This is a genomic window from Vibrio sp. CB1-14 (genome assembly GCF_040412085.2).
Lineage (GTDB): Bacteria > Pseudomonadota > Gammaproteobacteria > Enterobacterales > Vibrionaceae > Vibrio > Vibrio chaetopteri.
This window is the reverse complement of the sequence record NZ_CP115921.1, coordinates 761,373-784,470: the sequence shown is the minus strand read 5'-3', so window position 1 is coordinate 784,470 and position 23,098 is coordinate 761,373. Positions and strand designations below refer to the sequence as shown.

Annotated in this window: 7 protein-coding genes and 1 pseudogene; 5 read left to right on the top strand and 3 right to left on the bottom strand. The window is 46.9% G+C overall.

Going from position 1 to position 23,098, the window contains the following annotated elements; genetic code table 11:
* Nucleotides 1-189 precede the first annotated feature (189 nt).
* Nucleotides 190-828 carry a pyridoxamine 5'-phosphate oxidase gene (gene pdxH, locus PG915_RS19460; RefSeq protein ID WP_353500049.1) on the bottom strand — a complete coding sequence of 213 codons (639 nt, stop codon included), beginning with the start codon at nt 826-828 and terminating at the stop codon, nt 190-192.
* Nucleotides 829-1,186: 358 nt separating this feature from the next.
* Here pdxH and PG915_RS19455 point away from each other — a divergent pair, with 358 nt between their 5' ends.
* From PG915_RS19455 to PG915_RS19440, 4 genes are read left to right on the top strand one after another with little or no spacing between them, the layout of a single operon-like run.
* The gene (locus tag PG915_RS19455) at nt 1,187-2,578 is read left to right on the top strand and encodes an HlyD family type I secretion periplasmic adaptor subunit (protein WP_353500048.1); all 1,392 of its coding nucleotides are present in this window, start codon (nt 1,187-1,189) and stop codon (nt 2,576-2,578) included.
* Between the two features lie 36 nt (nt 2,579-2,614).
* Complete coding sequence (locus tag PG915_RS19450; protein WP_420884635.1) at nt 2,615-3,298, top strand: transglutaminase-like cysteine peptidase; 684 nt, start codon at nt 2,615-2,617, stop codon at nt 3,296-3,298.
* Nucleotides 3,299-3,304: 6 nt separating this feature from the next.
* Nucleotides 3,305-5,215: a bifunctional diguanylate cyclase/phosphodiesterase gene (locus PG915_RS19445; RefSeq protein WP_353500046.1), complete on the top strand. Its 1,911-nt coding sequence runs from the start codon at nt 3,305-3,307 to the stop codon at nt 5,213-5,215.
* 14 nt (nt 5,216-5,229) lie between these two features.
* Nucleotides 5,230-7,344 carry a type I secretion system permease/ATPase gene (locus PG915_RS19440; RefSeq protein ID WP_353500045.1) on the top strand — a complete coding sequence of 705 codons (2,115 nt, stop codon included), beginning with the start codon at nt 5,230-5,232 and terminating at the stop codon, nt 7,342-7,344.
* A gap of 48 nt (nt 7,345-7,392) precedes the next feature.
* Here PG915_RS19440 and PG915_RS19435 read toward each other — a convergent pair.
* A pseudogene (locus PG915_RS19435) lies at nt 7,393-8,638 on the bottom strand (carbohydrate porin).
* A 233-nt stretch (nt 8,639-8,871) separates the two neighbouring features.
* On the opposite strand from PG915_RS19435, the gene PG915_RS19430 reads away from it, so the two are divergent.
* Entirely contained in the window at nt 8,872-9,864 is a 993-nt protein-coding gene (locus PG915_RS19430; protein WP_353500044.1) for a 2-hydroxyacid dehydrogenase, read from the top strand.
* Between the two features lie 89 nt (nt 9,865-9,953).
* Here PG915_RS19430 and PG915_RS19425 read toward each other — a convergent pair whose 3' ends face one another.
* On the bottom strand, nt 9,954-22,883 hold the full coding sequence (locus PG915_RS19425) for an Ig-like domain-containing protein (protein ID WP_353500043.1): 12,930 nt from the start codon (nt 22,881-22,883) through the stop codon (nt 9,954-9,956).
* Between the last annotated feature and the right edge of the window lie 215 nt (nt 22,884-23,098).

Below are 23,098 nucleotides of genomic sequence, written 5' to 3'. Positions count from 1 at the left end.
TTGGGCTTACTATGAATAGATCACCTAGAAACAGAAGCATAAAAAAGGATCCTTACTTGATCAAGCTTCCGGAACAATGATCATGAACCAACAAGTTACGGTGGTTGCAATTTGTACTATATCGAAGCAAAAATATAAAAAAAGCTGCGAAAACCGCAGCTTAGATAAAATCTAAACGCTAAATAGCAGTTACGGCGCCAATCTTTCTGCATCCCATTGACCGGTTCCATCTTTGCTAAACAGGAAACGGTCATGCAGTCGGTGTTCGCCACCCTGCCAAAATTCAATCGATTCAGGACGAATACGGTAGCCACCCCAAAACGTTGGTACTGGGATCTCGCCTTTAGCAAACTTCTGTTTCAGTTCCAGAAATTTACCTTCAAGAACACCGCGTGCCGAAATACGACTACTTTGTTTACTCGCAATCGCTGCAAGTTGGCTTTCCTTTGGGCGCGAGGTGAAATACTTCATGTTTTCCATCGCCGTCAACTTTTCCGCTACACCAGTAACATGCACCTGACGCTCAAGAGTGTGCCAAGGGAAATGCAAACTCACCTTATTGTTATGTTCGATGTGCTGCGCTTTACGGCTACCAAGGTTGGTGTAAAACACGAAGCCGCTCTCATCGACGCTCTTTAACAAAACAATGCGCTGAAATGGCATACCATTTTCGTCAACCGTTGCCACAGTCATCGCGGTTGGGTCGCTAAGCTTGGCTTCCACCGCCTGCGCTAGCCACTTGTTAAATTGATCAATCGGGTCGTCTTCTAAATCTTTACGACGCAAGCCACCTTTCGAATACTCGCGGCGAATATCTTCAATTCCCATAACAACTCCTCACTTTTTTGTGAATTTTGCGCCGATATGTGACAGAAAACAACCCGAATTCCCTATCTCGACGTCGATTTTTGAATTCTATCGCCTAGTTTGTCACTAATGGATGATGAATTTCTTCAAGCCAGACAATATTTCGATAATTCATTACTTTATATTCACCACGTCGCTGCTAAACTTTCGGATAACGCTAGTGACGAAGTGCCCCCTTAACAAACGGTCACACCGTGAACTACGTCCAATAATGCATGATGGATCGACTCTTTCTATGAGAACAGGTTACAGATGGATAATCTTGGTAATAGAATCAAACTATTAGTCGACTCCTGAACATCACCCCTGCGGATGGAATATGGATAATAAAGAATACAAAAAGGTGTCGGACGCCGAGCTGGATTACATCGACGACAAAACCGCTGCTTTGCTGCTCAATACTCCTACCAGTGCCAGAATCATGCTTTGGGTGATGTTGCTGTTTTTTGTTTGTGCTGTGGTCTGGGCTGCGTGGGCAGAAATCGATAAAGTGACCGTCGGCCAAGGTAAAGTTGTTCCCTCTTCGCAAATACAGGTGATTCAAAACCTAGAAGGTGGTCTCGTTAAAGAAATTCTCGTTCGAGAGGGCGACTCGGTCACTCAAGGGCAACAACTTCTGCTGATTGATGATACACGTTTCAGATCGGACTTTCGCGAGCGTGAGCAGCAGGTTCTCAATCTTACAGCGAGCGTGTTGCAACTCTCAGCGTCGCTGACTAGCGTTATTATTGATGAGTCAAAATCAGGAAATGACTGGCGAGAATCTGTCACACTGGATACCAATAAGCTCGCCTACCCGCCTACATTTGAAGAGAACAATAAGAACTTAGTGTCTCGCCAAAGAGCAGAATACCGCCAAGATCTCAATGAACTTCGCAACGAGCTCTCTGTTATTGATCAACAGGTCAGACAGAAACAACAGGATCTCGTTGAGATGCAAGCCCGAGTTCGAAATCTAAGAAACGGCTACAACCTAGCCCGTGACGAGTTAAACATCACCAAACCTCTAGCCGATGAAGGTGTCGTCCCAAAAGTTGAACTGCTTAAATTGCAACGACAAGTCAACGACACTAGACGAGAGCTTACTTCAACGGAGCTTAAATTGCCTACCCTGCGCTCTGCCATCGAGGAATCCAAACTCAGCCGTATCGACATTGCACAAAAATTCCGCTCAGAACAGCAAGAAAAACTCAACGAAGCACAAGACCGGCTCTCTTCCATGACAGAATCCGCTGTTGGTCTTGAAGATAGAGTAAACCGCACTGTCGTGGTGTCTCCTGTAAACGGCACGGTAAAAACACTTAACGTCAACACTGTCGGCGGTGTTATTCAGCCCGGCATGGATATTGTTGAGATCGTTCCAACCGAAGACACCTTGCTGGTTGAGGCGAAAATTGCACCGCAAGATATCGCGTTTTTACGCCCAGAATTACACGCTATCGTCAAGTTCAGCGCCTACGACTTTACCAAATACGGCGGCTTAGATGGAACGCTAGAACATATCAGCGCGGATACGACTCAGGATGAGGAAGGCAACAGCTTTTATATTGTTCGAGTCAGAACCGAAAAGACTAGCTTTGGTCACGATGAAACCTTGCCTATTATTCCGGGCATGACCGCATCGGTTGACATTATTACAGGTAAACGCACGGTACTAGATTACCTGCTCAAACCAATAATAAGCGCACAAAACAACGCTCTAAAAGAGTAAAGGGACTTAGTGATAAAGAGTGAGCGAATGGGGCGTCTGCGCGCCAAATTGAAGTTTACATTAATCGGTTGTGCCGCAGCGGTAACCTTATCGCTCGCGACGACCACTGACGCCTACACCAAACAAGAACAGCGTTGGATTAGTACAGTTACCAAGACGTACGGAGAGCGGGCGGGTAAACGTGTTCAGACATGGCGTTCTGTGCTGGCTGGTTTACAGGGAAAATCCGAGAAACAACAACTGTCTGGAGTGAACGAGTTCTTCAACCAGCTCAACTTTGTCGATGATATTCGATTGTGGGGAAGAAAAGACTACTGGGCAACGCCGCTGGAGTTTTTAGGGAGCAATGCTGGTGACTGTGAAGACTTTACCATCGCCAAATACTTCTCGCTGCTCGAACTCGGTATCTCCGATAAAAAGCTACGTTTAGTCTACGTTAAGGCGATTGAGCTCAATCAATTCCACATGGTGCTTGCCTACTACGAAACACCACGCTCTCAACCGCTGATCTTAGACAATCTTATTGGCGAAATAAAACCCGCGTCTAAACGCGGCGATCTACTCCCGATATACAGTTTTAATGGTCGCAACTTGTGGACCATGAAAACCACCCAAGGCAAGTTAGCCGGAAAGTCGTCGAGACTAAAATTATGGAATGATTTGCGCAGTCGCGAGCGCTCATTAACGTTACGGAAACCAAAGGTAAATTACGACGAGTAAATAATTATGACACTATACAGACAGCTAGTGGTCGGCATGATAGCCGTTTTTTTACTGTTATTGACGTCGGTGTTTATTATCGAAATTAACACCACCAAAGATTTTTTGGAGCGGCAGCAACGCTCTGAAGTCAATAACACCATCAATACCGTCGGACTTGCCTTGGCGCCGTACCTACAGTCTCAAGACAAGGTCGCCGTGGAATCGGTGATCAACGCCCTATTTGATGGCAGCACCTACTCTACGGTTCGCCTGGTATTTCTTGAGAGTGATGAAGAAATACTGCGCACTTATCCAATCAAACCGAGCGACGTACCTGCATGGTTTACCAATCTTCCTCTGTTTTCGCCAATCCAGGACTCTCGCGTCGTCACTAGTGGCTGGCTACAGTTGGCAGAGGTAGAAATTGTTAGTCACCCTGGCGAGGCCTATTCTCAGCTTTGGCATGCGTTTGAGCGTCTTTCAGCGGCATTTTTGGGCATTCTCGTATTAGGCTTACTCGCTATCGCGTTTATATTACGCCGAGCGCTGAATCCACTGCGCGCCATTGTGGTTAAAATGGAACAAGTGGCCAATCGTCAGTTTGGTGAACCGCTGCTTAGACCTAGAACCCGAGATTTGATTGCTGTCGTAGATGGCATCAATAGTATGTCGGCACACGTAGAAGAATCCTTCAAACAGCAAGCGAAGGAAGCACAGAAGCTGCGCGAACGCGCGTATATGGATCCCGTGTCTCACCTTGGTAACCGTGCTTTCTTCATGGGACAGCTCAATCAGTGGCTGAGCGAATCTTCATTGGGTGGCGTCGCCATCTTGCATGCTGAATTTATTAAGCAGACTTATAAGGGGGAAGGTTATGAGGCTGGGGATGGGCTAGTGCGCGAGCTTGCCGATCTACTGTCGATGACCATTAATTTGCCAAACACCGTGATCGCTCGTATCTCGACGGATGAGTTTGGTTTTGTATTCCCGAATATTGATGAAAATGAACTCAAGTTCGCAGCCAACAGCATCATCACCTGTATTCAAGATCTCAATGCAGACCCAACTGGTCTTAGCAAAGCAAAAGCATCCCTTGGTGTGGTGTTTAATGAAGAGCGCAAAAATTCTACGCAAATGCTGTCTGTGCTGGATAACGCGCTCACCAAAGCTAAATCGAATCCAGAGATAGATTATGGTTACATCTCTAACGAACACACTGGCGTCATCATGGGCAAACAGCAATGGCGCGCCTTGGTCGAAGAGGCCATCAACGACGACGAAGTGACTTTCCGCTTCCAAGCTGCCAATAGTAGCTGGGGTGAAACCTATCACCGTGAGGTGTTCTCGGCGATTGAAAAAGATGGCGAGCGCTACACGGCCAACCAATATCTATTGGCGCTTGAGCAGCTTGATGCAAGCCACATCTTCGATGAACACGTCATTATATCGGTCATCAATAAGCTAGAGCGTGAAGAAATGTCTGATGCCATCGCCATCAACATCACGCCGACCAGTATTGCTCAGCCAAGCTTCATTCGTTGGATATCGTTAGAACTAAGTAAACACGCCAGTATTTGTGAGAAGCTGCACTTTGAGATACCAGAGAGCTGCTTTATCAGTAACCCGCATCACACCGCCCTATTTTGTAATGCCATTCGCAATGCGGGAGCAAAATTTGGTGTCGATAATTACGGACGCAACTTCCAATCTTTGGAATACCTCAACGAGTTTAGACCCGATTACGTGAAATTGGATTACTTGTACACCCATCAACTTGATGATGAAAAACAGAAGTTTACGCTGACGTCTATTTCAAGAACAGCACACAACTTAGGTATCAAAACCATTGCCTCTCGCGTGGAAACACAAACTCAGCTCGACTTCTTGTCTGAGCACTTTGTTGATGTGTTCCAAGGCTTTATCGTGGACAAATAATAGGTGCAGAATCCATGAAGGATCCGTTACTCAATTCGCTCATCTACATCAGTCGATATTACGGCTTAGCCAACTCCCCTGAGGCGTTGGTTAATGGCCTGCCCCTATCTTCAGGCAAACTGACTCCATTCTTACTACCACGCTCAGCCGAGCGTGCGGGTTTGGTCGCCAAAGAAAACCGGGCGGATCTGGATGCTATTCCAACCATCGTTTTTCCTGTAATTCTGCTTCTCAAAGGCGGCGATGCGTGCGTGCTGAACAGTATCGATCAAGAAAAAAATGAAGCGGAAATCATTACACTTGAGTCTGGCATGGTGCCCATCTCCATTGCCCTAGACGATCTTATTGCCCAGTATTCGGGGCGTTACTTCTTGGTTAAAAAGCAGTTTCGCTACGACGAGCGCTCTCCTGAAGTACTTAAGACCCGAGATGGCCACTGGTTTTGGGGCACCTTATGGGAATCAAAACGCATCTACCGCGATGTGTTGATTGCCTCGCTACTTATCAATATCTTCGCCATTGCCGCGCCGCTGTTCACTCGTTTGGTATACGACAAAGTGGTGCCAAATCTTGCCTTTGAAACCCTCTGGGTACTGGCTGCGGGTATTTTTATCGTCTTCGGCTTTGATTTACTGCTCAAACTCATGCGCAGTTACTTTATTGACGTAGCAGGTAAAAAGTCAGACATTCTTATTTCATCTAAGCTGTTTAGCAAGGTGATGGGCATCCGAATGGAGTCGCGTCCACCGTCGGTCGGAGCGTTTGCGCGTCACTTGCAAGAGTTTGAATCGATTCGCGAGTTTTTCACCTCAGCAACCATAGCTTCCCTGATTGATCTACCGTTTGCGCTGCTGTTCTTAGTTATCATTTGGCTAATGGCAGGTAACTTGGTGATCATCCCTATTGTCGGGGTTGTGATTCTCATTATTTATTCGCTACTCATCCAAGGGCCGCTGCGCAAAACTATCGACGAAGGGTCGCGTCTTGCTTCGCAAAAATACGCTAACTTAATCGAGAGCTTAGCAGGACTAGAAACTGTGAAAATATTTGGCGCCCAAAGCCAATATCAGTACCGCTGGGAAGAAGCGGTCGCTCACATGGCAAACTGGAATATTAAAAGCAAACGTATCACTGATGGTATTCAAAATACCGCTGGCTTTGTGCAGCAATCCTCCAACATAGGCATGATCATTCTCGGCGTTTACTTAATTGCAGAAGGTGAGCTGACCATGGGTGGACTCATTGCCGCTACTATGTTGAGTAGCCGTGCAATCGGTCCATTAGTGCAGCTTTCGCTGCTATCAACACGCTACAACCAAGCCAAATCGTCAATGACCATTATCGAACAGGTCATGGCGATGCCCGACGAGCAAGAAGAAGGCAAGCGCTACATTCACCGCCCTATCATTCACGGCAAAATCGAACTGGATCGCGTCACCTTCCACTACCCAGATTCACCCATGGCGTCGATTCGGGATTTAAGCCTAACGATAGAGCCCGGAGAAAAAGTGGCTATCATCGGTCGTATTGGTTCAGGGAAGACCACGCTTGAGCGGCTCATAATAGGTCTTTACCAACCAACTGAAGGTCATGTCAGGATTGATGAAACCGACATTGCTCAGCTTCACCACGTGGACGTAAGACGCAATATTGGCTGTGTACCACAAGACTGCGCTCTATTTTACGGCTCTATTCGCGACAACATTACGCTAGGGCGACCACTGGTCGATGATCGCGACGTTATGGACGCAGCAAACCGAGCTGGGGTGACCGTCTTCACTCAACAAGATCCTGCCGGTCTTGAAAGACAAGTAGGTGAAGGTGGCTTGCTCCTCTCTGGTGGTCAAAGACAAGCAGTCGCGATTGCCAGAGCATTCTTAGCTCGCCCTCCGATTTTGATTATGGACGAGCCCACCAGCTCTATGGATAACCGCTCAGAGCTGCACATTAAAACCCAGCTCAAGCAGCTCAAAGAGTCGGAAACACTGCTGCTGATTACCCACAAAACGTCCATGTTAGATGTGGTTGATCGAGTCATTGTCATGGAGAAAGGCACCATCATAGCGGATGGTCCAAAAGCTCAGGTACTCAGCGATTTGAGACAAGGCAAAGTCAAAGCCGCAAGCTAAACCCATAAAAAACCCGCTCGATTTGAGCGGGATTTTTTTATACTAACACTAGATAAAGATACGGGCGCGGATGCCAAACACCCAGGCATGACTTTCACTCGAAAACGCAGGGTCTTTGATGTATTGGATATCAGGTGTAATTTGAACGTGATCACCCCACTGCATGTTGTAGTAAAGCTCTGCAGCAACTTGCCTTTCACCTGCATTTAAGAACGTTTGCAATGTATCTTCATTGGTTTGTGACCAGTTAATGGCAAAGCCCAAATTATTGGTCGGCTGGCCTAAACCAAAGTAACCCATGCCGACTGATAACGAGCGGTCATACAAGGCAACATCCCCCTCAGAAATACCACCACGAACAAATGGCATAATTTGCGGAGTAACAAATTGACTCCAAGAGAAGTTCACACCTTGTCCTGATTCGCCGCCGATGACCGTACCATCTTCCAATACTGTCGATGACAAGCTATGACGAGAGCCAGCATCCATATGCCAAAAGGTCAGATGCAAGTTATCCGTATAAATTTGCTCTTGAGAAGCAGTCCAGCCTATTTCTAAGGTTTTAAAGTAAGCCCCGTCACCGCCAAATGCCGTGTCGAAACCATCAAAAATGTCCTCTGATTTACCTTTCGCATCGGCAATACCACCGACAATGTAAAAGTTGTCACCCAACATATGACCCGCAGAGATTGCCAACGCACCATCATCGGGTAACCCCATCGCGCCCGCGCCGGTTGAAAATGCGAGATTCGTAAAACCAGACCAAGGACTTGCTAAGGCATAAACATCAACATAGTTGGTCACGTCTTGCCAACCGACAATAATGGAGCCTCGGCCATCACTGATTTTCTGCTTCCAGTTTAGATCCGTGACGCGAAAACCTTGGTCACTGAATGCTGGCGCAATCATACCCGCGTAGCCTACTTGATCTTGCCCAAGCCACGCGAAACTCTTCGGATCGGTATCGGTGTTCAACCTTCCACACTAGGCTGCCCACATTGTCTGTGCCATGGCCAAGTAGATTCCACGAACCGTAAAATCTGGCAACGCCTGAAACTGCATTCACGTTAGCGCCATCAACACCATTGGGCGATTTTAGCCCCAGAGCAAAATAGTCCGCACCAAAGGTAAAACCCTTATCCGCTAACTGATTGCGCCAGTCTTTCTTTTGCTCCGTTTGCTGAGCAATCGTATTCTCAACGGAGTCTGGGCCTTCAAAGTTAGCCGCATTCGCCGATAGGACAAAAAATAGACCTAGTAATAATGGGCTTAATGAAAAAGTCTTTCGGGTCATAGATAACGCTCTTTTAGGTGAATGCTTGGTCATCTATTTTAGTCGACTGAGCACTTATTAATTGCCATTTGATGACATTGAATAACGGAGTGGACGACACATAAAATTAAAATTCATCACCTCACGTTATATACCCACACAGGTGCTCGGTTTATCTACGTATTAAGGGTGTGATACTTTGCTAACAGACACGCTCAACTACACTATCGTCAGCCCAAGAGTGAGGAATAATAATGACCAGTATTGTATTTTTTAGCGCCAAATCTTACGACGAAGTTGCCTTTGAAAGCGCGAAAGGGTCAAGAACATTGCACTATCAGTTCTATAGCTTTGGACTCAATGAAAAGACGGCAAAGATGGCGAAAGGACACGACGTCGTCTGTGCTTTTGTGAATGATGATCTATCAAGACCAGTTCTAGAGCAGCTCGCACATCGAGGCATTCAGATGATTGCCATGCGCTGTGCTGGATTCAACAACGTTGACCTAGAAGCAGCGAAGGAGCTGAACATTCAAGTGGCGCGCGTTCCGGCTTATTCTCCCGAAGCCATTGCTGAGCACGCTGTCGGCATGATGATGACGCTAAACCGCCGTTTCCATAAGGCGTTTCAGCGCACTAGAGACGCGAACTTTTCATTGGAAGGCCTGGTTGGATTCAACTTTCACGGGCGAACTGCAGGCATTATCGGCACTGGCAAGATAGGCATTGCAACCATTCGTATCCTTCGAGGGCTAGGAATGAACGTGCTTTGTTATGACCCGTACCCAAATGAGGCAGTGACAGAACTCGGAGCTACATACTGCGAGCTCGATGAACTGATCAGTAAATCGGATGTGATTTCTCTGCACTGCCCTATGCAGCCTGAAAACTATCACCTTCTCGATGCTACTGCTTTCGGTAAGATGAAAGATGGCGTGATGATTATTAACACCAGTCGAGGAGAACTACTCGACGCATCGGCTGCAATAGAAGCGCTCAAGCAGGGTCGTATAGGCGCTCTAGGCTTAGATGTGTACGAGAGTGAGAAGGAGCTGTTTTTCCAAGATAAATCCAACGATGTAATTGTTGATGATGTCTTTCGTCGCCTATCGGCGTGTCACAATGTGCTGTTCACAGGTCACCAAGCGTTTTTAACCACTGACGCACTCGAAAATATCGCTGAGACAACACTGGGTAATGTTGAAGACTTTGCTGTACAAAAGCGTTCTGCGAACTTCATTGACTAGATAAAAACGGGATGATTTGTAAACACAAATCATCCCGTCGACACTAGGTTTTTGCCTTGATTTTTTGGTAGCCGCTTACCGCAGCGTTACTACGTATCGAGAACAATAATAATCTGGCTTAGTTCAGGAACACTCAATGACGATATTCCAGTCACACCTTCAAGCTCAATGGTTACGCTCTTACCATCTTTATTGATGTTAACCAGAGTGCCAGTTTCATCTGCCGTATTCGTCACTGTGATGTTGTTATTATCTAACAAGTCATCAAGAGTTTCACCGCTACCTTCAAACACATCCGTTAAGTCCAGAATATCTCGGTTTCCATCGACTTGAGAGAAGTCAGTGACGACATCATAACTGCCATCGAGGTCATCGGCTCCCCATTTAAAGGTATCGTTACCTAGACCACCAGTGAGGACATCATTGCCCAAACCACCTTCAAGCACATCGTCGCCATCCGTGCCGTGAATAACAGTCACTCCGCTGCCACCCTGCACAGCATAATCCACTTCTTCCACATCGGCTACATTACCGTTTGGTACGATATTGACATTAACCGTTGCTGTATCATCGCTTTGCAGCCCATTAGAATCCACCGCACGATAATCGAACGCATCGGCAACTTCGCCATCAGTGACGGTTAAGCTCTGTAGGACAAAGCCAGCATCTTGACCTTCAGCGTTGTAAGGCATGATTCGCATTTCATCAAAAGGAAGAGTCGATGTGACCTCGATGACCGCCTGATGATCAACGATGGTACTGTTGTCCATTACAATCGGCGTTTCATCAAGCAAGGTACCGCCCGCATAGAGATAAACGAATATCTGAGCTGCACCGTTACCATTCGCAGCTGCACTGAACTGTCCAGTTAAGCTGCCAACACCAACCAAGGCTCGAGTCATCATACCCGCTGTAAATCGAATAGACATAAACTCGTTCTGCTTAGCTTCTGTCTCTTTACCCTGCCCGTTCTCATCGTCCCGCTTGGTAAAGAAGCCTGATTGTTTAGCCGCGCCAGCACCATCGAAGGCGATCTCTTCCATTTCAACACCAATGTGCGGTTTATCGCCAGTATAGGTACCCCCCGTCACTTCAACGCCGTTACCAAATGGATCTTGTCCTTGATGGTTATAGCCAAGAGCCGACACATCAAAACCAACCTCTAGGTCATAATAGATATTGGTGGTGTCCTCAACGAGGTCTCCGACATCTAAATCAAAACGCTCGCCTGTACCTGATAAGAAGTAAAGCTGACCAAACTCTGGCTCGCCGACAATCTCTACCAAGCTGTCCTTATCATTACTCACATCGTCCTCTGCATCGGTAACAAAATCCGCAAAGTTAAGAGGAATGGTGTCATCAGGGGCAAAGAACTCAAAATCCGTCACAAGTGGTGGCGTATTTGGCTCCACTGAGGTAGGAGCTTCAAGCACGATAAGATCAATGAGTTCAGACTCTGACTTATCGGCAGGAGAGAACGTGGTATCTCCCTCGGAAGCAGTTGCAGTAATCGTCAGCGGATAGGTACCTTTGTCAGCCACTTGAATCTGCAGGTCATCCAGATTACTCCAATCTGAAATATCGACCTTGCCATTGGCACCAGCAATCGATGTTTGCGTACCGTTAGTGACAATCGCACCTTGTGGCAGACCTTGAATCAGCAGGGTTAAGCTTTCTGAACCATCCGTATCAGTAAGGTTGGCAACAATATCGCTGATATCGATATAGGTATCTTCATAACCTACGTTGCTGCGCGCTGACAATACGATGTTATCCAAAAGTGCGCCGTAGCTATCGTCTTGCTCAGATTCGAACTCAATACGATAAGTGCCGTCTTTCGGTACTTGGAAGAACTCTTGAACATCATTCCAGTCTCGATTTACGGAATCATCGAACTCAAACAGCTCTGTACGGTTGTCCTCTTCGTCTACTAGGAACACTTTGAGTGGTGAGTCGTTAACGCGTCGCGCTGCTACGTCAAAATTAAGCTCGTAGAATTGACCGCCTTTGCCGTCAAACTCAGTAAACAACGAGTCATCTTTGCCACGTCGACCTTCTATTTCAAATAGCTGGTTATCTCGATCTTGCGCATTGCCGCCAAGATAAACGCCCTCTTGGCTCACTTCGACGATGCCGCCTGGATTATTGGTGCCCCAAGTGCCTACAGAGCCATTCGAGCTGAGCTCAGTCTCTGTCACATCACCACGCCATGAACGATTAAGCGTGACGTTCTCAAAGTCTATTGAAGCAACGATTTCATCACCGGACACTTGCAAAATAGGAGTATCCGTCACCGGTTTAACGACAACCTCTAGGTCGTGAGCTTCAACCTCTTGGTTTAAGGCATCAAGACCTGTCACCAGCAGTGTAAAGTCAACATCGCTGTCTTCTGGTGGTTGCACTGTTAACGTATCAAGCATCAATGGAGTGACAGACACCGAGTTATCTGTCACTGTGAGCTCGGAATTACCATCGAAGATTTTTGCACCAGTAGGAATGTTGGAGATGACAATCGACTCCGCAGCGCTGCCGGCTGGTAGGCTAATATCGAGGTCAATTTTGCTATCTTCAAAGCCACTTGCTGCCGCAACAGTTACATCAGCAACACCGGTCACCGAGATGGTCGAAACTGCCGTATTGGATGGCTCACTTGCATCATCAAACGTCGTAATCTCAATAATTCGATCATCTTGCGATGGCGACTGACTGGTGTTTTCGAACTGAACCAGACTAATCGCTGCCTCATAATCCTCGGCGGAGGCATCACCGGTAAGGGTAATTTTTATCGCACCAGACTCTAACGTTTCAGTGGTATACATAATGCCACTTAGCAGAGGATTGTCCGTTGCGTTTAGCCCAAACACATCGCCCGTTTGTGGGTTTGTGAAAATAAGCTCCGCTGACGAAATCACGTTGTTTTCATCGAAAATCGTAATGTCGGTATCAACAATAGTTAAAGGCTCATCACCCTCAGTAAATATGGCATCAAAGCCGGTACCCACCGCGCTCAAATCAAGATCAAGCGTTGGTGGCGCATTGTTGTCACGCTCATCGATGATGGTCACAACTGAGACTGCGCTCTCACCTTGATCACTGTCCACCGCTGTGTACTTGAAGCTATCATTCAGTGCGGTATCGAGATAGCGAAGCTCCCAGTTGCCCGCGCCGTACGTACCTAAACTCACACCTGTAATCAATACGCCTTCACTAGCACCGACTAGGTCATCGACTGAGAAGTTCAATACGTGGAACAGCTCATCGTTACCTGAGGTAAATTTCTGTACATTTGGAATGTAATCGATGGCCTTACCATCGCTCAGCATAACTTCTACCGTGACCGAAGATTCATTGTCACCACCAAGTCCACTTAAGAAATACCCCCCCATACCGTCAAGCCCAAGCTCAACATGAGTGGCAGGACGCTGAGTAAAATCTATTGTAAGCGTTTCACCTTCATTGATGCCGTGACCACCGCCAATACCCAAACCATGCCCTACATGATTGGCTTGCACATCACCACGGTACTGAGTCAAATTGCCTTTGTCCGAGCTAATGGTAATCGAATCACCATTCTCTAACTCTAGTACGCGGTTCTTACCGTCAACCTTATCACCCCAGTTATAGAACTCGTCTCTCGTGCTCTCTAAGTCGCTATCGGTTGGTATCACCTTAGTACCCAACACAAAGCCTTGAGCATTCGAATCAGGTTGATAAGTGATATGTGTTGGGTCGAAGGCATCACCGTTCTCGACATTAGATTGGTTGATAGCAACACCGTTGTAGAACAGTGTCCCGCCGACCGGAAGCTCCGTAATTGTCACTTTTACTTGTTTACCATCCGCATCATCTTCGATGTCAGAAATATGGTCACTACCCTCGCCTTCAATAGTTCCTGTACCTGTATCGAACACAACAGAGACTGGATCGTTGCCATCAACAGAGAAGCTGAAGTCTTCTGACTCCGGTGGATCGTTGACAGGAACAACATTGATCGTGGATGTGGCAACATTAGATGCCAAGCCTTGATCATCAAACACAGTGATCTCAATATTGCGATCAACTGAATTTGGATCTTCACTGTCGTTATCGAACTGCAGCAATTGTAGCGCGGCTTCATAGTCAGCCGAGGAACCCTCACCTGAAATAGTGAGTACCAATGCCCCCGCTATGGTCACTCTAGTGACATCCAAACCTGTTGGTAGCGAGCCAACAACTTGTAAGCTGTCACTCGCTTGTGGGTTGGTGAGCTTGATTTCCGCTTTGGTAATAACGTCAATATCATCATCAATGACAATATCGCTATCCACCACCATGATGGGGTCATCACCTTCGGTAAACGTCGCTAAGTAGCCTGTACCCGCTTCACTATCATCGAGATCAATGACTGGAGCGAGATTGTCATTGTCACCGTCTGACTCACCATCAATTTCGCCATCATCAGAAATGGTTGCGCCGACGGTGATTCCAGTCTCACCATTGGTAGTTAGGCCAGCAGGCTCCGTGACTTTGAGGCTAAAGTCTTCATCTTGCTCATACACGTCGTCATCAACAATGCCGACATTGATATCCACTGCGGTAACGCCAGCAGGAATCACGATTTGATTATTGACGATATCGAGTGTGACATCCTCGCTGCCATTGTTATAGCTCGCCGTCGTAGTGGTAAAGTCACCACTGTCGGTCGTGTCATCAATGCGCTCAAGAGTGACTGTAAGCGGAACGTCCGATGGATTACTTAGGCCTAAAACATACTCGACAGAACCTGCGTCTTCACTTACTTCACCACCACCGGTAAGCGTGAGTGTCACGTCATCGTTATCAAGGATGTTACCTGCGAGAGACTGCCCACCAATCGTTAAGGTGAAGTCTTCTGTGTTCTCGAAGCGGTTATCATCAACGGTTGGTAATTCGATAGAAAACGAAGAGACTCCCGCAGGGATTTCTAGTTCACCAGTTACCGCGTTGTATGTCACTTCATCGCTAAAGTCTAAGCTACTTAAATCAATATCATTTGCCGAAGCTGAGTCGGAACCGGCACCGAACGCAATATCAAAAAAGGTTTTAACGCTGGTGGTGCCATCGAGAGTCACGTTATAAATGAAGCTGTCCCCTTCCGTGACATCGTTATTGTCAGCCTCAAAGGCAATAATATCCACAGCTACTGGTGCCGGGTTAATTAACACGCTAACCGTTGCGGTATCAGTACCGCCCCGCTCATCAGTGATTTGGTACTGGAACTGAGCATTACCGATAAACTCATCAGGCAATTCAAACACGACATCATTCCCGTCAATGTAGGCATCACCTAAACTTTCACCAAAAATGGACGTCACGCTAAAGCTATGGCCATCGGGATCGCTATCGTTAGCAAGGATTTCACTTAGTGGGATACGAACTTCTTGTCCCTGGGCAAATACATAGGCGTCAGCGCCATCGAACGAAACACCCTGCAAGAAATAGTCTGAAGAATCATTCCCTCTTGCTGCACCATCCGTGAACTCAACGGCTTCAAATTCAATTCGATCAAAGGCAAAACCGCCGGTATCGATATTGAAAATCCCAGCATTGCCTTCTTCATTTGAAAAGTAATCGGAAGCAATCAATGTATCACCCAAATAGGCGCTCCATTTACCTTGCTCGTGGTTATCCGTTCCCCCTTCATCCGCGTACAAGTTCGTAACGGAGAATGAGCCACCGACCGCTGGAGCTTTGAGATCAATAGTTAGCTTCTCTGACTTTCCTTCATTGCGGTTATACTGGATTTGCTCGTTAGGGCCACCGGTGGACGTGCCGTCGATCCCCAATTTGTCGCTGCCATATACCTGATAGCCGGTGTCAGAGCCATCGTAAGAGGCAGTAACGCTATCAATTAGGTCATCTGAGTCATTGGTATCAAATGTCCAACCAGGCTTCTCAGAGCCGACCGTGCCTATTGTTCGATCTAGACCTTCAGGGTCATTTTCGGCAATCGGATCGGTATTATCGTTATCGATGATGCTACCTGTGGCACTCACTCCATCTAAAGTCAGTGTGTAGGTCTCAACGGGCTCAACAAGCGCATCATCTACGGTAGGGAGTACGATGTCGAAAGTGGTCACGCCAACGGGCACATTCAACACGCCGTCCACCAAAGTGACATCATTAGTGAAGCTGATGTTCGCTGTGTCGACATCTGGCGATATCGGTAAGTTAAGTGGATACTCCACTGGGGACAGAGTTTGCTCGGAAAGTGTTATATTGAAGACGAGATCATTGCCTTCTACGACCGAGTCATCATCACCTGCGACCTCAATAGAGGTGATCGAAGGTTTGTCGTTGTCTAGAATGCTGCCCATCGAGTCTACGCCGTCTATGGTAAGGGTGTACGTCTCTGTTGGCTCAACTAGGGTATCGTCTACGGTTGGCAAAACGATATTAAAGGTCGTCACGCCGATAGGCACATTGAGCATGCCATCGACCAAAGTTACGCCATTGGAGAAGCTAATGCCCGAAATGTCGACATCAAGGGAGGCCGGTAGCGTAAGTGGATACTCAACGGGTGATAGCGTCTGCTCTGATAACGTCACATTAAAGACGAGATCATTGCCCTCTACGACTGAATCATCATCACCAGCAACATCAATAGACTCGATCGAAGGTTTATCATTATCGAGGATAGTACCTGTCGACTCCACGCCATCTAACGTTAACATGTAAGTTTCGGTCGGCTCGACGATGGTGTCGTCTTCAGTCGGCAGGACAATATCAAACGTTGTTATGCCAACAGGTACGGTAAGCATACCATTGGCAAGCGTTACGCCATTGGTAAAACTGATGTTGGCAATGTCGACATCAGGGGATGCAGGTAAGGTAAGTGGGTATTCCACTGGTGATAAGGTTTGCTCTGATAACGTGACATTAAAAACTAAATCGTTGCCCTCAATGACAGAGTCATCGTCACCAGCGACTTCAATCGAAGTGATAGACGGCTTATCGTTATCTAGGATAGTACCTGTAGAATCAATACCATCAACAGATAGGGTGTACGTTTCTGTAGGCTCAACAAGCTCATCATCCACTGTTGGCACAATGATATCGAAGGTCGTAATACCGGCAGGGACATTGAGCATTCCGTCGGTCAAACTCACACCATTGCTAAAACTGATGTTTGTTGTATCGACATCGGGAGAAGCAGGCAGTGTTAAAGGGTACTGCACGGGTGATTGTGTTTGCTCAGATAAGGTTACGCTGAAGACAAGGTTGCTGCCTTCCACTACCGAATCATCCTCACCCGCCACATCAATCAAGGTCACCGATGGTTTATCATTATCGAGAATATTGCCAGTGGACTCCACACCATCGACATTTAACGTATAGCTTTCTGTTGGTTCAACAAACTGGTCGTCCACCGTTGGGAGGATAATGTCAAAGGTGGTCACGCCCACAGGGACATTGATCTTGCCATCAACTAGCGTCACACCATTGGTAAAGCTAATACTTGACGTGTTTACATCATCGGAATCTGGCAAGCTCAGAGGATATTCAACAGGCGATTGAGTGGCTTCAGACAGCGTTACGCTGAACACCAGACTCTCACCTTCGGTAACCGAGTCATCTTCGTTCGTTACCTCAACAGAAGTGACAAACGGTTTGTCATTGTCTAGAATGCTGCCCATCGAGTCTACGCCGTCTATGGTAAGGGTGTACGTCTCTGTTGGCTCAACTAGGGTATCGTCTACGGTTGGCAAAACGATATTAAAGGTCGTCACGCCGATAGGCACATTGAGCATGCCATCGACCAAAGTTACGCCATTGGAGAAGCTAATGCCCGAAATGTCGACATCAAGGGAGGCCGGTAGCGTAAGTGGATACTCAACGGGTGATAGCGTCTGCTCTGATAACGTCACATTAAAGACGAGATCATTGCCCTCTACGACTGAATCATCATCACCAGCAACATCAATAGACTCGATCGAAGGTTTATCATTATCGAGGATAGTACCTGTCGACTCCACGCCATCTAACGTTAACATGTAAGTTTCGGTCGGCTCGACGATGGTGTCGTCTTCAGTCGGCAGGACAATATCAAACGTTGTTATGCCAACAGGTACGGTAAGCATACCATTGGCAAGCGTTACGCCATTGGTAAAACTGATGTTGGCAATGTCGACATCAGGGGATGCAGGTAAGGTAAGTGGGTATTCCACTGGTGATAAGGTTTGCTCTGATAACGTGACATTAAAAACTAAATCGTTGCCCTCAATGACAGAGTCATCGTCACCAGCGACTTCAATCGAAGTGATAGACGGCTTATCGTTATCTAGGATAGTACCTGTAGAATCAATACCATCAACAGATAGGGTGTACGTTTCTGTAGGCTCAACAAACTCATCATCCACGGTTGGCAAAATAATGTCGAACGTCGTCACGCCAACGGGCACATTAAGGCTGCCGCCAACCAAGGTCACATTGTTACTGAAGCTGACGTTGCTTGTGTCCACATCAAGAGAATCTGGCAAGCTTAGAGGGTATTCAACGGGCGATTGAGTGGCTTCTGACAGCGTTACGCTGAACACCAGACTATCCCCTTCGGTAACCGAATCATCCTCACCCGCCACATCAATCAAGGTCACCGATGGTTTATCATTATCGAGAATATTGCCAGTGGACTCCACACCATCGACATTTAACGTATAGCTTTCTGTTGGTTCAACAAACTGGTCGTCCACTGTTGGGAGGATAATGTCAAAGGTGGTCACGCCCACAGGGACATTGATCTTGCCATCAACTAGCGTCACACCATTGGTAAAGCTAATACTTGACGTGTTTACATCATCGGAATCAGGCAGCGTCAGTGGGTATTCGACAGGTGACAAGGTCGCTTCAGAGAGCGTCACACTAAAGATAAGATTCTCACCCTCAACAACGGAATCACTATCACCGCCGACATCAATCGATATCACTGAAGGTTTATCGTTATCAACAATGCTGCCGGTCGACTCTACGCCATCGACCGACAAGGTGTACGTCTCGGTCGGCTCGACAAGCTCATCATCCACCGTTGGCAAAATAATGTCGAACGTCGTCACGCCAACAGGCACATTAAGGTTGCTACCAACGAGGGTCACGTTGTTGGTGAAGCTGATGTTCGCTAAGTCAACATCAACCGATTCAGGCAAGGCTAGTGGGTATTCAACAGGCGATTGAGTGGCTTCAGACAGCGTTACGCTGAACACCAGACTCTCACCTTCGGTAACCGAGTCATCTTCGTTCGTTACCTCAACAGAAGTGACAAACGGTTTGTCGTTGTCTAGAATGCTGCCCATCGAGTCTACGCCGTCTATGGTAAGGGTGTACGTCTCTGTTGGCTCAACTAGGGTATCGTCTACGGTTGGCAAAGCGATATTAAAGGTCGTCACGCCGATAGGCACATTGAGCATGCCATCGACCAAAGTTACGCCATTGGAGAAGCTAATGCCCGAAATGTCGACATCAAGGGAGGCCGGTAACGTAAGTGGATACTCAACGGGTGATAGCGTCTGCTCTGATAACGTCACATTAAAGACGAGATCATTGCCCTCTACGACTGAATCATCATCACCAGCAACATCAATAGACTCGATCGAAGGTTTATCATTATCGAGGATAGTACCTGTCGACTCCACGCCATCTAACGTTAACATGTAAGTTTCGGTCGGCTCGACGATGGTGTCGTCTTCAGTCGGCAGGACAATATCAAACGTTGTTACGCCAACAGGTACGGTAAGCATACCATTGGCAAGCGTTACGCCATTGGTAAAACTGATGTTGGCAATGTCGACATCAGGGGATGCAGGTAAGGTAAGTGGGTATTCCACTGGTGATAAGGTTTGCTCTGATAACGTGACATTAAAAACTAAATCGTTGCCCTCAATGACAGAGTCATCGTCACCAGCGACTTCAATCGAAGTGATAGACGGCTTATCGTTATCTAGAATACTGCCCGTTGCTTGGACATCATCGACTGACAGGGTATAGGTTTCAGTTGGCTCAACAAGTTCATCATCTACGGTTGGCAGCACAATATCAAACTGAGTAACACCAGCAGGCACATTGAGAACGCCGTCCACAAGCGTTACGTCGTTAGAAAAACTCACGTCAGAGGTAATGACATCTGGAGACAATGGCAAGTCAAGTTGATAGTTGACCGCCGATTGCGTCTCTTCAGAAAGCACCACACTGAAGACAAGATTATTGCCTTCTACAACGGAATCATCCTCACCAGAAACATCAATAGATGTGATGGTTGGCTTGTCATTATCTAAGATCGTACCGGTTGAGCTAACACCATCAACTTGAAGATCGTAAAACTCTGTCGCCTCTACAATCTCATCGTCCACTGTCGGTAAGATAATATCGAATGTTGTGACACCGATTGGTACGTTAATCATCCCCCCGACCAACGTGACATCATTGGTGAATGTGATACCCGCAGTGTTGATATCATCTGATGCTGGTAAGGTCAGTGGATACTCAACTGGAGAAAGCGTCTGTTCTGATAACGTCACGTTGAAAATCAGATTTCCACCTTCTTCCACAGTGTCATCTGAAATAGCAACTGACGTTACCGTTGCCTTGTCGTTATCTAGGATAGAGCCTGTAGCATCGACACTATCTAGCGATAATGTATATGTTTCAGTTGCCTCAACAATGTCGTCATCCACCGTTGGTAACACGATATCAAACGTTGTCACACCGATCGGCACATTGACCATACCATCCACTAATGTCACACCGTTGGTGAAACTAATGTTGGACGTGTCTACGTCTTCAGAAACAGGCAGTGACAACGGATACTTTACAGGTGACAAGGTTTGCTCTGAAAGCGTGACATTAAAAACTAAATCGTTGCCCTCAACGACAGAATCATCACCACCAGCAACATCAATCGAGCTGATTGATGGCTTATCGTTATCTAGGATAGTACCTGTAGAATCAATACCATCAACAGATAGGGTGTACGTTTCTGTAGGCTCAACAAGCTCATCATCCACTGTTGGCACAACGATATTGAAGGTCGTAATACCGGCAGGGACATTGAGCATTCCGTCAGTCAAAGTTACGCCATTGCTAAAACTGATGTTTGTTGTATCAACATCGGGGGAAGCAGGCAGTGTTAAAGGGTATTGCACAGGTGATTGTGTTTGCTCAGATAAGGTTACGCTGAAGACAAGGTTGCTGCCTTCCACTACCGAATCATCCTCACCCGCCACATCAATCAAGGTCACCGATGGTTTATCGTTATCGAAAATGCTGCCAGTAGACTCCACACCATCGACATTTAACGTGTAGGTTTCTGTTGGCTCAACAAGTTGGTCATCCACCGTTGGGAGAATAATATCAAAGGTAGTCACTCCCACAGGAACATTAAGCATGCCATCAACCAACGTTACATCGTTGGTGAAGCTAATGTCCGACGTGTTTACATCATCGGAATCAGGAAGAGTCAGTGGATATTCGACAGGTGACAAGGTCTCTTCTGAGAGCGTCACACTAAAGATAAGGTTCTCACCCTCAACAACGGAATCGGTATCTCCGGCGACATCAATCGATGTCACTGAAGGTTTATCGTTATCAACAATACTGCCGGTCGACTCAACTCCATCAAGATTCAATGTGTAGGTTTCAGTGGGTTCAACAAGGTTGTCGTCCACTGTCGGCAAAATAATGTCGAAAGTAGTCACACCAACCGGAACGTTAACCATACCATCAACCAGCGTAACACCGTTGGTAAAGCTGATATCTGCAGTATCTACATCAAGAGATAGCGGGAGCGAGAGCGGATACTCAACTGGCGATAGCGTCGGCTCTGAAAGTGTCACGTTGAACACTAGGTTTTCGCCCTCGACGACTGAATCGTCATCGCCAGCCACTTCGACAGATTGAACCGACGGCTTGTCATTATCCAGAATGGTACCCGTTGAGCTTACACCCTCAACATCAAAAACATACGTTTCAGTAGGCTCAACCAACTGATCGTCAACGGTAGGTAAAATGATATCAAATGTCGTTACACCAATCGGAACATTTAAATTTCCATCGACTAGGGTGACACCGACCGTGAATGAAATGGTGGTGAGATCGACATCCGTCGATTCTGGCAAGTTGAGTGCGTATTGAACTTCAGTAAGCGTTTCTTCTGATAGCGTGACAGTAAATACGAGGTTTCCACCTTCTACAACACCATTTTCTCCACCCTCAGGAACGACAGAGAGAACTGCTGGCTTGTCGTTGTCATAAATCTCCCCAGAAGCCTCGATACCACCAACAAAAAATGTGTAGTTTTCGGTCGCTTCAACAATATCATCATCGACAGTTGGAATAACGATATTAAAAGTAACAACACCAGCAGGAACGTTTAAAACCCCTCCAGATATAGTCACTCCTTCACTAAAAGAGATGCTCTCTAGATCAACATCTAAAGATTCCGGAAGCTGGATAATAATGTTTATGGCAAGAGGAGGGGCTTCAGAAAGGCTGACGTTGAAGTCGAAGTTGGTCCCCTCATCAACTCCAGGCCGATCAGAAGCCATAGTCACTGCGGTTACGACAGGAGGCACGAATCCAAGCGCATCAAGTAAAGTCAGAGACTGGGTTTCGGTGAGACCTTGAGCTTGAAGCCCCGACGTATCGAAGTTCGTTGCCGCTAGAGTCTGTGCCCCTGCGCGGGAAATAGAGCCAATCGCAATAGGACTCGAACCGCCTTCTTCACCAGCGGCTGGTGCTTCTTCTTCATTTTGAGTTGGATCTTCGCCTTGTTCAATTTGCGCAATAATTGCCTCGGCGTCGACATCACCGACATTAACGGTTTGTCCCTCACCGTCCGGTTGAACCAGTTTTATGTTGAGTTCTTCACCCACCTCAACGTTATCCAAAATATCGATAACTACATCCCCAGGACGCGGAGCAGTCCCTTCTGGTAATACCGTGAGATTACCCTGCGCATCGACAATCAAAGTTCCCGATACCTGTACTAAAGATGCTAACGAAATCGTACTCATGTTCTGCTCCTTGAATCACCCGCTTGCGCCCGGGCGTTCGATCATAGGTTCCAAGCCAACTGCTTCTGGTCTGCGCGTTATCTATCTTGACTTTATTGTTCGAATGCGGCGTTGCCAGATTAAATTTACTTTGTACTTACATTTAGATACCAGAGTAGCCAAAAAAATGAAACTTTCTGCCAAACTAAATCGCTGTTGTCTCAAAAACGAAAAAA

What these genes read in the sequence shown, in the direction of transcription:
- pdxH (WP_353500049.1), bottom strand. Translation starts at nt 828, where the DNA reads ATGGGAATTGAAGATATTCGCCGCGAGTATTCGAAAGGTGGCTTGCGT.
- PG915_RS19455 (WP_353500048.1), top strand. Translation starts at nt 1,187, where the DNA reads ATGGATAATAAAGAATACAAAAAGGTGTCGGACGCCGAGCTGGATTAC.
- PG915_RS19445 (WP_353500046.1), top strand. Translation starts at nt 3,305, where the DNA reads ATGACACTATACAGACAGCTAGTGGTCGGCATGATAGCCGTTTTTTTA.
- PG915_RS19440 (WP_353500045.1), top strand. Translation starts at nt 5,230, where the DNA reads ATGAAGGATCCGTTACTCAATTCGCTCATCTACATCAGTCGATATTAC.
- PG915_RS19430 (WP_353500044.1), top strand. Translation starts at nt 8,872, where the DNA reads ATGACCAGTATTGTATTTTTTAGCGCCAAATCTTACGACGAAGTTGCC.
- PG915_RS19425 (WP_353500043.1), bottom strand. Translation starts at nt 22,883, where the DNA reads ATGAGTACGATTTCGTTAGCATCTTTAGTACAGGTATCGGGAACTTTG.